General features: G+C 62.0%; 14 protein-coding genes. 13 read left to right on the top strand and 1 reads right to left on the bottom strand.

Annotated features, from left to right (window positions below; translation table 11 throughout):
* The first annotated feature begins 196 nt into the window (after positions 1–196).
* From dpaL to hydA, 5 genes are all read left to right on the top strand, one after another.
* Positions 197–1411 (top strand): diaminopropionate ammonia-lyase, encoded by a 1215-nt coding sequence (gene dpaL / locus ABCP74_RS02775; protein ID WP_089573553.1) that lies wholly within the window; start codon positions 197–199, stop codon positions 1409–1411.
* A 74-nt stretch (positions 1412–1485) separates the two neighbouring features.
* The gene (locus ABCP74_RS02770) at positions 1486–2871 is read left to right on the top strand and encodes a YgeY family selenium metabolism-linked hydrolase (protein ID WP_343000629.1); all 1386 of its coding nucleotides are present in this window, start codon (positions 1486–1488) and stop codon (positions 2869–2871) included.
* 201 nt (positions 2872–3072) lie between these two features.
* Complete coding sequence (ygeW, locus tag ABCP74_RS02765; RefSeq protein WP_343000630.1) at positions 3073–4275, top strand: knotted carbamoyltransferase YgeW; 1203 nt, start codon at positions 3073–3075, stop codon at positions 4273–4275.
* A 151-nt stretch (positions 4276–4426) separates the two neighbouring features.
* Positions 4427–5041 (top strand): nucleotidyltransferase family protein, encoded by a 615-nt coding sequence (locus tag ABCP74_RS02760; protein WP_343000631.1) that lies wholly within the window; start codon positions 4427–4429, stop codon positions 5039–5041.
* 9 nt (positions 5042–5050) lie between these two features.
* Complete coding sequence (gene hydA, locus ABCP74_RS02755; RefSeq protein ID WP_343000632.1) at positions 5051–6418, top strand: dihydropyrimidinase; 1368 nt, start codon at positions 5051–5053, stop codon at positions 6416–6418.
* Positions 6419–6536: 118 nt separating this feature from the next.
* On the opposite strand, the gene yqeC is transcribed toward hydA, so the two are convergent.
* Complete coding sequence (gene yqeC, locus ABCP74_RS02750; protein ID WP_343000633.1) at positions 6537–7259, bottom strand: selenium cofactor biosynthesis protein YqeC; 723 nt, start codon at positions 7257–7259, stop codon at positions 6537–6539.
* A 102-nt stretch (positions 7260–7361) separates the two neighbouring features.
* Between yqeC and yqeB the strand changes: the two genes are divergently transcribed.
* The 8 genes from yqeB to rplR all read left to right on the top strand — a co-directional run bounded on the left by yqeB (position 7362) and on the right by rplR (position 13312).
* Positions 7362–8156: a selenium-dependent molybdenum cofactor biosynthesis protein YqeB gene (gene yqeB / locus ABCP74_RS02745; protein WP_217750840.1), complete on the top strand. Its 795-nt coding sequence runs from the start codon at positions 7362–7364 to the stop codon at positions 8154–8156.
* Between the two features lie 9 nt (positions 8157–8165).
* Positions 8166–9209, top strand: coding sequence for an XdhC family protein (locus ABCP74_RS02740; protein ID WP_343000634.1), 1044 nt, complete (start codon positions 8166–8168; stop codon positions 9207–9209).
* Positions 9210–9336: 127 nt separating this feature from the next.
* Entirely contained in the window at positions 9337–10650 is a 1314-nt protein-coding gene (locus tag ABCP74_RS02735) for a uracil-xanthine permease family protein (protein ID WP_343000635.1), read from the top strand.
* Between the two features lie 307 nt (positions 10651–10957).
* Positions 10958–11515, top strand: coding sequence for a 50S ribosomal protein L5 (gene rplE / locus ABCP74_RS02730; protein WP_343000636.1), 558 nt, complete (start codon positions 10958–10960; stop codon positions 11513–11515).
* Between the two features lie 79 nt (positions 11516–11594).
* Positions 11595–11780: a type Z 30S ribosomal protein S14 gene (locus tag ABCP74_RS02725; protein ID WP_022094280.1), complete on the top strand. Its 186-nt coding sequence runs from the start codon at positions 11595–11597 to the stop codon at positions 11778–11780.
* A gap of 119 nt (positions 11781–11899) precedes the next feature.
* Entirely contained in the window at positions 11900–12298 is a 399-nt protein-coding gene (rpsH, locus tag ABCP74_RS02720) for a 30S ribosomal protein S8 (RefSeq protein WP_215694729.1), read from the top strand.
* A 33-nt stretch (positions 12299–12331) separates the two neighbouring features.
* Complete coding sequence (gene rplF / locus ABCP74_RS02715) at positions 12332–12868, top strand: 50S ribosomal protein L6 (protein ID WP_006235263.1); 537 nt, start codon at positions 12332–12334, stop codon at positions 12866–12868.
* 75 nt (positions 12869–12943) lie between these two features.
* The gene (rplR, locus tag ABCP74_RS02710; protein ID WP_055252235.1) at positions 12944–13312 is read left to right on the top strand and encodes a 50S ribosomal protein L18; all 369 of its coding nucleotides are present in this window, start codon (positions 12944–12946) and stop codon (positions 13310–13312) included.
* Positions 13313–13326: the final 14 nt, after the last annotated feature.

The raw sequence follows: 13326 nt of genomic DNA, 5'->3' as shown, positions 1-13326 counted from the left end.
TCATGACCGTTCGGCGGCGAAAAAGTACCGATTACGGCAACAAACAATTCGTTAGATATACCAATCAAAAAGTGTGATAGAACATTACTAACAAACTTTTTGTTTGGCATCCACATAAAAGTTCAGTCGTGTGAATGGGATCGGGCTGAAACGCGTATGCGGGGGCCGGCAAGAGAGGACTTAAGGAGTTCACCGTATGGCCGATAAGATCCAGTGGGCGGGCAACACGATGCCCAAGAGCGATGACAAGCACTTGGGAATCATGAGCCTCGACCACGTGAAGAAGGCCCGCGCCTTCCACCAGTCGTTCCCTCAATATACCGTCACCCCGCTTGCCCGCCTGGACGGTCAGGCTGCGCGCTTGGGTCTGTCCAACCTGTGCGTTAAGGACGAGAGCTATCGCTTTGGCCTCAACGCCTTTAAGGTTCTGGGCGGATCGTTTGCCATGGCCAACTACATTGCCGACGAGACCGGCAAGGACGTTGCCGACTGCACCTTCGATTACCTGACCTCCGATCAGCTTGCCAAGGACTTTGGCCAGGCTACCTTCTTTACCGCCACCGACGGCAACCATGGCCGCGGCGTGGCATGGGCTGCCAACAAGCTGGGCCAGAAGGCCGTCGTGCACATGCCCAAGGGTTCCACCAAGCCCCGCTTCGATAACATCGCCGCCGAGGGCGCCACGGTGACCATCGAAGAGGTCAACTACGACGAGTGCGTGCGCATGGCCGCCGCCGAGGCCGACGCCTGCGAGCGCGGCGTCATCGTTCAGGACACCGCCTGGGAGGGCTACGAGAAGATCCCGTCCTGGATCATGGAGGGTTACGGCACCATGGCCTCCGAGGCTGCCGAGCAGCTGCGTGAGATGGCCATCAACCGCCCGACGCACGTGTTTGTCCAGGCTGGCGTGGGCTCGCTGGCTGGCGCCGTGGTGGGCTACTTCACCAACCTGTATCCCGATAACCCGCCCACCTTCGTCGTGGTCGAGTGCGCGCCTGCCGCCTGTCTGTACAAGGGCGCTGCCGCCGGCGACGGCGATCCGCGCATCGTGGACGGTGACATGCCCTCCATCATGGCCGGTCTGTGCTGCGGCGAGCCCAACATTCTGGGCTGGGATATCCTGCGCAACCACACCACCGCCTTCGTGTCCTGCCCCGACTGGGTCACCGCTCGCGGCATGCGCACCCTGGGCGCTCCCGAGAAGGGCGACCCGCGCGTCATCTCCGGCGAGTCCGGTGCTGTGACCACCGGCCTGGTCGAGACCCTCATGCTCGATCCCGAGTACGCCGAGCTCAAGGAACTCATCGGCCTGGACAAGACGAGCTCTGTGCTCTGCTTCTCCACCGAGGGCGATACGGATCCCGACCAGTATCGCCGTATTGTTTGGGAAGGCGAATATCCCACTTGCTAATCGTTAGGGCGGAGTAAATAGGTATCGCTCCGCCACCTCACAGGTAGATTTCTTCGTTTGAAAGGTTATGAACAATGGCTAAAGAACTCGATTTCGACGCTATCAAGGCTGCTGCTGAGTCTCATCGTGCTGATATGACTCGCTTCCTGCGCGCTATGATCTCGCATCCCTCTGAGTCTTGCGAGGAGGGTGAGGTTGTTGCCTGCATCAAGGCCGAGATGGAGAGCCTTGGCTATGACGAGGTCAAGGTCGACGGCCTGGGCAACGTCATGGGCTTTATGGGCGAGGGCGACAAGATCATCGCCATCGACTCCCACATCGACACCGTCGGCATCGGCAACATCGAGAACTGGGATGCCGATCCCTATGAGGGCTACGAGACCGACGAGATCATCTACGGCCGCGGCGGCTCCGACCAGGAGGGCGGCATGGCTTCTGCTACCTATGCTGCCAAGATGATGAAGGACATGGGTCTTATCCCCGAGGGCTATAAGATCATGGTCGTCGGCACCGTCCAGGAAGAGGACTGCGACGGCATGTGCTGGCAGTACATTTACAACAAGGACGGCATTAAGCCCGAGTTCGTCATTTCCACCGAGCCCACCGACGGCGGCATCTATCGCGGTCACCGCGGTCGCATGGAGATCCGCGTCGACGTTCACGGCACCTCCTGCCACGGCTCCGCTCCCGACCGCGGCGACAACGCCATCTACAAGATGGCCGACATCATCGCCGACGTCCGCGCCCTCAACAACAACGGCTGCGACGAGTCGACCGACATCAAGGGTCTCGTCAAGATGCTCGACTCCAAGTACAACCCCGAGCACTTCGAGGACGCCCGCTTCCTGGGCCGCGGCACCTGCACCGTCAGCCAGATCTTCTACACCAGCCCCAGCCGCTGCGCTGTCGCTGACTCCTGCGCCATCTCCATCGACCGTCGCATGACCGCCGGTGAGACCTGGGAGTCCTGCCTGGACGAGATCCGTAACCTGCCGGCCGCCAAGAAGTACGGCGACGACGTGAAGGTCTCCATGTACATGTACGACCGTCCGTCCTGGACCGGCGAGGTCTACGAGACCGAGGCTTACTTCCCCACGTGGATCAACAAGGAGACCGCTCCGCACGTCAAGGCCCTCGTCGACGCTCACAAGGCCATGTTTGGTGACGAGCGCATCGGCTGCGAGCCCAGCATGGACAAGCGCACCGGTCGTCCGCTGTGCGACAAGTGGACCTTCTCCACGAACTGCGTCTCCATCCAGGGCCGCTACGGCATCCCCTGCGTGGGCTTTGGCCCGGGTGCCGAGTCTCAGGCTCACGCTCCCAACGAGGTCACCTACAAGGACGACCTGGTCACCGCTGCCGCCATGTATGTGGCTGCCCTGAACCTCTACGATCCGAGCCAGGCCGATGGCGACGCCACCGTGTTCCGCGCCGGTCTGACCAACAACAAGATCGATTAGTCCCATTCCTCGATTTTGTTGAGCCGGGGGCCGCTCGCGTCCCCGGCACCCCCTGTCGACTTGGGGCCCGCGGTCGTTATCTCCCATGCTTCCTCAACGGTAGCGGGTCCTCGTCATAGCGCTCTGCATGTTCTAGCCACACGCGCATGCCGGAGCGCATCTACTCATTGCGATCGTTTCATCTTTAGAAAGGACATTTCCATGGACGCCAAGTTTACCGAGCTCGTCGAGCAGCTGAACGGCCTCGATTTTAAGGGCATGTACGGCAGCGACTTCCTGCACACCTGGGATAAGACCACCGATGAGCTCAAGGCGCTCTACATCGTCGCCGACGCCCTGCGCCAGCTGCGTGAGAACAACGTCTCTCCCAAGATCTTCGACTCGGGTCTGGCCGTCTCCCTATTCCGCGACAACTCCACCCGTACGCGCTTCTCCTTCTCTAAGGCCGCCAACCTGCTGGGCCTTGAGCTGCAGGACCTGGACGAGAAGAAGTCCCAGATTGCCCACGGCGAGACCGTCCGCGAGACCGCTACCATGATCTCCTTCATGGCCGACGTCATCGGCATCCGCGACGACATGTACATCGGCAAGGGCGACGCCTACATGGCCGAGGTCTCCGAGTCTGTCCAGCAGGCTTACGAGGACGGCGTTCTGGATCACCGTCCCACGCTCATCTCCCTGCAGTCCGATTCCGACCACCCCACGCAGTCCTCTGCCGACATGCTCTACCTCATCAACGAGTTTGGCGGCCTTGAGAACCTCAAGGGCAAGAAGGTTGCCGTCACCTGGGCCTATTCGCCCTCTTACGGCAAGCCGCTGTCCTGCCCGCAGTCGCTGATCAGCCTGCTGCCCCGCTTTGGCATGGACGTCACCCTGGCCCACCCCGAGGGCTACGACCTCATGCCCGAGGTCGTCGAGCGCGCCAAGGGCTATGCCGCCGAGTCCGGCACCACCTTTAAGCAGGTCAACACCATGGCCGATGCCTTCGAGGGCGCCGACATCGTAATCCCCAAGAGCTGGGCTCCGTTTGCCGCCATGGAGAAGCGTACCAACCTGTACGCCGAGGGCGACGACGCCGGCATCGCTGCGCTCGAGAAGGAGCTGCTCGCCCAGAACGCCACCCATCAGGACTGGTGCTCCACGACCGCGCTCATGGAGAAGACTGCCAACGGCCAGGACACCATCTTTATGCACCCGCTGCCCGCCGACATCTCCGGTGTCTCTTGCGAGCACGGCGAGGTCAACGCCGACGTCTTCGACATGCACCGTGTGGGCATGTACAAGGAGGCCAGCTACAAGCCGTACGCCATCGCAGCCATGATGTTCCTGCAGAAGGTTGCCGATCCCGCCGCTGCCCTCAAGGCCCTCGACGAGCGCAACACCGCCCGCTGGTTCCAGGCCTAAAGCTGGGCTGAGGTAAACCATGTAAAGGGGGCGCTCTGCCAACCGGCGGGGTGCCCCCTTTTTGCATCGCGGGCGTGTAGGATAAGCGCTTTCGATGTAGGTGCCCCGCGGTGCAAGTTATGGGTACGATGGTTTCAGGGGAGGTATCGCCATGAAACTTGGTTGCGTGATTATGGCCTCGGGTGAGGGTAAGCGGTTTGGCTCTAACAAGATGCTTGCCGATATCTATGGCGAGCCGCTGATTGCCCGGACCATCGATTCGGTTCCCCGGGGCTTTGACGTCGTGGTTTCGACGCGTTGGCCCGAGGTTGCCCAGATTTGCGAGGACAAGCATTGCCCGTGCGTGCTGCACGATGGCGAGCTGCGCAGCGAAAGCGTCCGTGCGGGCCTTTCGTGGGGAGTCGAACGCAACTGGAAAGGTTGCCTCTTTTTGCCGGGCGACCAGCCGCTTGTGAGCGCGGATTCTTTTGAGGCTATGGTTCGCGCATTTGACGAGCGTGGCCGCAAGCATCCGGTGCGTCTTGCGTGCAACGGTGAGCCTTCGAGCCCGGTGCTCTTTCCGGCGGAACTGTTCGATGCACTTATGTGTCTTGAGGGCAAGGACGGCGGCGGTTCGATCCTCAAGGACCGTACCGACGTGGTGCTGGTCGAGGCGCGTGCCTACGAGCTGTGGGACGTCGATACCGCCAAGGGACAGCGACGCATAGCGGAGCATATCGCCGCCTGCTCGTATTTTGATCGCGTGGCCAACTGCATCAATCAATAAGGAGCAATTATGATCATCATCAAAAACGGCGCGCTCGTGACGCCACAGGGGCTTCGCCGCGCCGATCTTGCCATGGATGGCGATAAGATCGTGCGGATCGCCGCGGCGATTGAGCCGGGCGAGGGCGATACCGTCCAGGACGCCACGGACTGCTGGGTGTTCCCCGGCTTTATCGACGCCCACACGCACATGCAGTGCTGGACTGGCATGGATTGGACGGCCGATAGCTTTGAGACCGGCACGCGCGCGGCCGCCTGCGGCGGCACGACGACCATCGTGGACTACGCGACGGCCGATCGCGGCGTGACCATGCCCGATGCCTTGGCCGAGTGGCATCACCGCGCCGACGGAACCTGCACGGCCAACTACGCCTTTCATATGGCACTCGCCGAGTGGAACGAGCGCAACCGCGCCGATCTCTCGGCCATGCGCGAGGCGGGCGTGTCGTCGTTCAAGACCTACTTTGCCTACGATCATTTGCGCCTGGACGATGCCGAGACGCTCGAGGTGCTCGAGGAGCTCAAGTATATTGGCGGCATACTGTGCGTGCATTGCGAGAACGGCACGCTGGTGAATGGGCTGCAGAAGCGCGTGTTTGAGCAGGGTATCCACGGGCCCGAGGGCCATGCGCTCAGCCGTCCGGATGTGTGCGAGGCCGAGGCAGTGAGCCGTCTGCTATATCTGGCGCACCTGGCCGGCGACGCACCGGTCAACGTGGTGCATCTTTCGACCAAGCTGGGGCTCGAGGCCATCCGTGCCGCCAAGGCGCGCGGGCAGAAGAATATCTATGTCGAGACCTGCCCTCAGTATCTGATGCTCGACGATACTTGCTACTTGGAGCAGGGCGAGGACGGCTTTGCGGGTGCCAAGTATGTGATGAGCCCGCCGCTGCGCCATGCCGGCGACCGTGCGGCACTGCGCGAGGCACTTGTGGCAGGCGAGATCGATACGATTGCGACCGACCACTGCAGCTTTAACCTACACGGGCAAAAGGACCGCGGACGCGACGACTTCCGCGCGATTCCCAACGGCGGGCCCGGTGTGGAGCATCGCCCCGTCGCGATCGCTACGAGCTTTGAGGGACAGCTGGGCCCCGAGGATCTGTGCCGCTTGATGAGCGAGAACCCGGCGCGCGTCTTTGGCATGTATCCGCGCAAGGGATGTCTTGCCGAGGGCTCCGATGCCGATGTGTGCGTGTGGGATCCCAAGGCGCGCTGGACCATTAGCGCTGCGACGCAGCATCAGGCTGTGGACTACACGCCGCTCGAGGGCTTTGAGGCACATGGCCGCGCCAAGGCCGTCTTCGTCAACGGCGTGCTGGCCGCGTGCGATGGCGAGCCCACCGGAGCCCAACCCGGCCGCTACGTCCCCCGCTAACAAGAAGGGCGCCGGATTCCCTTCGCAGTTGCGGTGAAATAGTTCCTGTTTAGCCGCCAAATAGGCCGTTTCAGGAACTATTCCACCGCAACTTATAGGTCTGCTGGGGCAGCGCCGGCTATTTGAGGCTGGTGGCGACGATGGGGCGGTCGAGAGCTGCCTCAAAGCGGTCGGCCATCGTGGGGTCGTTGAGCGTGTCGACTTGGTTGAGCATGACGCGTGCGGTGCTGAGTCCCAGCGCCTGCATCTCGGAATTGAGCACCTGGGCGACGCGCTCGGGCGTGGTGATGTCGGTGGGCTCGCAGCCGCAGCGCTCGCAGAAGAGCTCGGGGCGGTGGACGGCTTCGTTGATGGGCTTGCCGAGCCCTGAGGCGCCGACGATCCAGACGATGTTGGCCGTGCCAGAGGGAATTACCGGCTCCCACGGGGCGTGCGCCTTGAGCGGGAGCCGCTTGCTGCCGTCCGCCTCGGCCAGGACGTAGTCAAAGCGCTGCGCCAGCTCGGCGGGGGCGGAGAGCTTGCCCGTCTCCGGGTCCAAAACACCCGCCTGGCAGATACTTCCGCGGCTCATGCCCGCGCAGGCCTCGCAGGTGCAGCCGGGAACATGCAGGGCGCCCGGTTTCCAGGGTGCGGCGTCCAGACGACGGCTCGACCCGTCCCACGGCACGCCGGCGACGGGAAACATGTGCGTGGTGGTGCAGAGGAGCACGCGGCCGCCAGCGCGCATAAGCTCAAGGCCGAGCGTCTTTAGCAAGGTCGACTTGCCACCGCTGCCGATAATCGCGGTAATGCCCGGTTTGATCCTGAGCGCCGAGGCAAGATTGCCGCTAACCGTTTCCATCTGTTCACCGCCGTATAATACTGTGATAATAAATAATCATCAGAGTAGCGGTCGAACCGCTTTTGCTCTGCTCAAACCGTAGCACAGGGAGGTGCCCCGGGAATGCTCGTTTATGTTCGCGGCGCCGGCGATATCGCCACGGGTGTCGCTGCCCGTTTGGTGCGCGCCGGCGTGTCGGTCGTTATGGCCGATATCGCGGTCCCCACGTGCATCCGTCGCACAATCAGTTTTTGCGAGGCCATTCGCTTGGGCGAGGTCGAGGTCGAGGGCATTCGCGCCCGCTTGGCACAGACGCCGGCAGAGGCGCTTGCAATTACCGAGGCTGGAGACGTCGCCGTTGTGGTGGACCCCCAGGCCAAGATGCTCGGCGAGCTGAAACCCGCTGCCGTGGTCGACGCGATTCTGGCTAAGCGCAACCTGGGTACCACGCGCGACATGGCGCCTGCCGTCATCGCCGTGGGGCCGGGCTTTACCGCGCCGGTTGACTGCGACGCCGTGGTCGAAACCATGCGCGGGCATTTCCTGGGCCGTGTCATTACCCAGGGTTCGCCCCAACCCAACACGGGCGTGCCGGGCATTATCGCTGGCTATGGCAGAGAGCGCGTTATCCACAGCCCCGCCGCCGGCGTGTTTCGGTCCGACCGCGCGATCGGCGACATCGTGAGCGCCGGAGACGTGATTGGCTACGCGGGCGATTCGCCCATGTGCACGCAGATCGATGGCTGTCTGCGCGGGCTTTTGGCGAACGGCGTGCAGGTGACTGAGGGCTTTAAATGCGCCGATGTCGATCCGCGCGGCGATGCCAGCTATATCAACTACATTTCGGACAAGGCGACGTCGGTCGGCGGCGGTGTGCTCGAGGCACTCGCCATGCTCACCGGTGTATTCCAGGGATAGGAAATTGCAATGGAAAAGCTCGATGTGGTGAATGCTGCGCTTGCCGCCCTGCGTGCTGGCGAGACGTGCGAGCTCGTGGTCGTGGCCGGCACGGCGGGGTCGTCGCCGCGCGGCGTGGGCGCCTGGATGGCCGTCTTTGCCGACGGTGGCCAGGCGGGCACTATCGGCGGCGGCAAGATTGAGCTCTTTGCGCAGGATGAGGCGCGCGAGCTCCTGAGCGCGGGACAGTCGCGTCTGGTCCGCTACACCATGGGCGGCGAGAACTCCGATACCGGCATGATCTGCGGCGGAGCCATCTGCCTGTGCTACCTGCATCTGGATGCAACCCAGGCACCGTTGTTCCAGGAAATTGCCGACGTCTTGGCCTATCGGCGCATCGGCGACTTCGTCATCGACTTTGAGCCGTTTATCGCGAGCGCGCTCGAGGGCGATGTGGCCGAGTACCATGGTGAGGAATCGCGCCGCACCATTGCGGGCTGCCCCGGGCTTTCGCTGGTGGAGGAGGGGAGTAGGGTCACCTACACCAACGCGGCCTCCGAGATTCCCGCGGCGCACATCGAGACGCTCTGTCCCGAGGGCCTGACCTATATCTTTGGCTGCGGCCACGTGGGCGCTGCGACGGCGCGGGTGCTCACGGCGGCGGGCTTTGCCGTCGCGGTTTGCGACGACCGCCCCGGCACGCTGACCCCCGAATGGGTGCCCGGTGTCTACGACCGTTGTCTGGTCGACTACAAGAACCTAATCAAGCAGTGCCCCATCGGCCCGCGCGACCTGGTGGTCGTCGCCACGGCGGGTCACAAGTCCGATATCGACGTGGTGATTCAGGCCATGCGCGCCAAGCCTGCCTACCTAGGCTGCCTGGGATCGCGTCGCAAGACGGCCTTTGTGCGCGCCCGCCTGGAGCAGGAGGGCTTTACGCAGGAGCAGATCGACGAGCTGCACCTGCCGATCGGCGTTGCCATTCAGGCCGAGGACCCCGAGGAGATCGCCATCTCCATCGCCGCCGAGATGATCCACCTGCGCCGCACCAAACTCGTCCCCCGCAAGCGCTAATCGCATCCCAAATGAGCTGCCCCGGCCCTCTGTCGCATGCGGGCCAAAATGCTACCTGTGTCATATGCCCTATAATGTCCGACCGTTGAGCGGCATAGGGCCGCTGCCTAGGGTATGGGAGGCGCAAATGGTAGAGTCGGCAGCAGGGGATGCCCTGTTCGAGCGTACGGGAAAAGTATCGTTTGTGCAGGTATTGCCCCATGCATTGCAACATGTGCTGGCGGCGTTCGCGGGCATCGTCACGCCCGCTATCATCATTGCGTCGGTCTGCGGCTTTACCCCTCAAGAGGAAGCCGCCGTCATTCAGGCATCGCTGGTTCTCTCGGCGCTCGACATTTTCCTTCAACAGTTCCCCATAAAAGGCATCGTTGGTTCGGGCCTGCCCATCGTGATGGGCGCGAGCTTTACCTTTGTGCCGGCACTCAAGGCAGTCGGCCTTGAGCTCGGCTTCGAGGCCGTGCTGGGCGCTCAAGTTATCGGCGGCGCGCTCGTCGTGCTTTTCGGCCTGCTGTTTAAGCGCGTAAGCTTTCTGTTTCCGGCCCCGGTGCTCGGCACCGTCATCTTTGTGATCGGCCTGTCTCTGTGCCCGGTCGCTGTGGCTTCTATGGCGGGCGGGGAGGGCGCTGCCGATTTTGGCAGCGTCACCAACTGGGCCGTCGCGCTCGTGACGTTTGTCGTCACCTTTATGGCCGGCAACTATGGCAAGGGCGCGCTCAGGCTGGGCAGCATCCTGGCCGGCATCTGCGCGGGCTTTGTTTTGGCTGCGGTGCTGGGAATGGTCGATTTCTCGGCCATCGCGACCGCCAGCTGGTTTGCTCCGCCGGCACTTGGAGCTCATCGTCTGGTGTTCGACCCGGCCGCGTGCGCCGTCGTGGGCGTTGTTGCCATTGTTAACGCCGTGCAGGTCATGGGCGAGTTTGCCGCTGTGTCGTCCGCTGCGCTCGATACCCCTGCGACCGATAGCCAGATCTCGGGTGGCCTGATCGCCAACGGCCTGGTCGGTATGCTGTCGGGCTTTTTGGGCGGCGTCCCCACGGCAACCTTTGGCCAGAATGTGGGCATTATCGCCGAGAACAAGGTCGTCAACCGCATGGTCTTTACGCTTGCCGCCGCCATCTTGCTCATCGCGGGCCTGCTGCCCAAGTGCGCGGCAGTGCTCACGTCCATTCCGCAGCCGGTAATCGGCGGCGCCACCATTGGCGTGTTCGCGACCATCGGCATGAATGGCGTGGTCATGTTTGCCCGCCACGGCCTGTCTCAGCGCGATACCACGCTCATGGGTCTCTCTATCGCCTTTGGCACGGGTATCGAGCACACGGCCGGCGCGCTTGCCGGCGCGGGATTCCCGGCGTGGGTCGGCACCGTCTTTGGCGGCTCCTCAATTGCCGTCGCCGCACTTGTCGCCGTCGTCCTCAACCTAGTCCTGCCTCGCCAAAAATAACGCCCCATATATGAGTTGCGGTGAAATACGGATTGTTTAAGCCTGTTAGGCCGCCAAACAGTCCCTATTTCACCGCAACTGCTTTTTGGGACCCATTTGTGCGGGGGAGTTGTGGAGTTGTGCAGGCAGACGAGGTTTTTCTGGAAATACGCTCCCGATGCGCGTATAGTACCGATTGTTTTGTCGGCTCCTGCTGCGTCGAGTCCAAACCGCGAAATGCCATGAGCGGCGCGGATGCAGCCAGGAGGCACGAGGACAACCCACCGTGGCCACGCCCCGTGCTTAAAACCCCAAGAAGGAGTGAACAATGGCAGAAGAGAAGTATGTGCCGCGTCTGAAGACCAAGTACAACAACGAGGTCAAGCACCAGCTTCAGGAAAAGTTCCAGTACGAGAACGTCATGATGATCCCCAAGTTTGAGAAGATCGTCGTGAACATGGGTGTCGGCGAGGCCGCTACCGATTCCAAGGCCATCGACGGTGCCGTGCGCGACCTGCGCGCCATCACCGGCCAGCAGCCGATGATCACCCGTGCCCGCAAGTCCATCGCTACCTTCCGCCTGCGCGCTGGTATGCCGATCGGCTGCAAGGTTACCCTGCGTGGCGACCGTATGTGGGAGTTCTTCGATCGTCTGACCTCCGTCGCGATCCCCCGTATCCGCGACTTCCGCGGCATCTCCCCCAAGAGCTTCGACGGCCGTGGTAACTTCTCCATGGGCGTCACCGAGCAGCTCATCTTCCCCGAGATCGACTTCGACTCCGTCGATCACCAGCGTGGTATGGACATCACTTTCGTGACCACCGCCAACACCGATGAGGAGGCCAAGGCCCTTCTGGACGCCTTCGGTTTCCCGTTCAAGAAATAGGTTCACCTGCCCTATAAGCGCCGTTCTCACAAGGGGGCGGCGCTTGGGGCGAACAATACTCTATGTGAGGAGGATATAAGTGGCTAAGACATCGATGATCGTCAAGTGCAATCGCAAGCAGAAGTTCTCTACTCGTGAGTACACGCGCTGCCAGCGCTGCGGCCGTCCGCACTCTGTGTACCGCAAGTTCGGCCTGTGCCGTGTCTGCTTCCGCGAGCTTGCACTCAAGGGCGAGCTTCCCGGCGTTAAGAAGGCCAGCTGGTAAGTCACTACCAGCGTTTCAAGCATCAGTTTGAGACAGGGAAAACGCGCTAGTTAGGCTTTGCCGTTAAGGGCGGCGAAGAACCAAGAGCACGTGTTCATCAAGAACGAAGGAGAATCTGTATGAACCTTACAGACCCGATCGCAGATATGCTTACGCGCATCCGTAACGCTAACTCTGTGAACAAGGCCACGGTCTCCATGCCGAGCAGCAAGAAGCTCGTCGAGATCGCTCGTGTTCTGCACGAGGAGGGCTACATCGAGGGCTACGATGTCGAGGACACCGTGCCCCAGAAGACTCTGCACATCACGCTTAAGTATGGTCCCAAGAAGGCTAAGGTCATCAACGGCATCCGCCGCATTTCCAAGCCGGGCCTGCGTAAGTACACCGGCGTTGCCGACATGCCCCGCGTCCGCGGTGGCCTTGGTACCGCCATTATTTCCACCAGCCATGGCGTTATGACCGACCGCGATGCTCGCAAGCACAACGTCGGCGGCGAGATCATCGCTTTCGTCTGGTAATTCGCTCGGTAGGTAGAAGGAAAGGAGATCACCGTGTCTCGTATCGGTAATAAGCCTGTCCAGATTCCCGCCGGAGTCGAAGTGGCAGTCAACGGCAACAACGTTGTCGTCAAGGGCCCCAAGGGCCAGCTCGAGCTCGATGTCTTTGAGAAGCTCGCTATCAACGTCGAGGACAACGTCCTCACCGTTTCCCGTCCCGACGACGAGCGTGAGACCCGTGCCCGCCACGGCCTCACCCGCGCCCTCATCCACAACATGGTTGTTGGCGTTTCCGAGGGCTTCGAGAAGAAGCTCGAGCTCGCCGGCGTCGGTTACCGCGTGCAGCAGAAGGGCAAGAACCTAGAGTTCTCCCTGGGCTTCTCGCACCCCGTGATCGTCGAGGCTCCCGAGGGCATCACCTTCGAGGTTCCCGACAACACCCACGTGAACGTCAAGGGTATCAACAAGCAGCAGGTCGGTCAGATCGCCGCTGAGATCCGCGGCCATCGTCCTCCCGAGCCTTACAAGGGCAAGGGTATCCACTATGTTGGCGAGCACATCCGCCGCAAGCTGGGTAAGGCCGCCAAGTAGTCGTAACTGACTCACTCGCATAAGACCAGCACCCCGTTAGGTGCTGGCAAGATCAACCTTTTTAGGAGTTTACGTATGAACAAGCATAAGGCGAAGCTGGAAGGCCTCAAGCGTCGTCAGCGTCGTGTTCGCGGCAAGGTCTCGGGTACCGCCGAGCGTCCGCGTCTTCGCGTGACCCGTACTAACGCCAACATCTATGCCCAGATCATCGACGACAGCAAGGGCTCCAGCCTGACGCTCGTCTCCGCCTCGACCCTCGAGGCCGAGTTCAAGGGCACCCACACCTCGAACAAGGAGGCTGCGGAGAAGGTCGGTCAGCTCGTTGGCAAGCGTGCCATCGAGGCCGGCATCACCAAGGTCGCTTTCGATCGTGGTGGCCGTATCTACCATGGCCGCGTCAAGGCCCTCGCCGACGGTGCTCGTGCCGCCGGTCTCGAGTTCTAGGAGGTATGTAGCAC

This window comes from Collinsella aerofaciens, assembly GCF_039062315.1.
GTDB lineage: Bacteria > Actinomycetota > Coriobacteriia > Coriobacteriales > Coriobacteriaceae > Collinsella > Collinsella aerofaciens_BG.
This window is presented reverse-complemented; position numbering and strand designations above follow the sequence as displayed.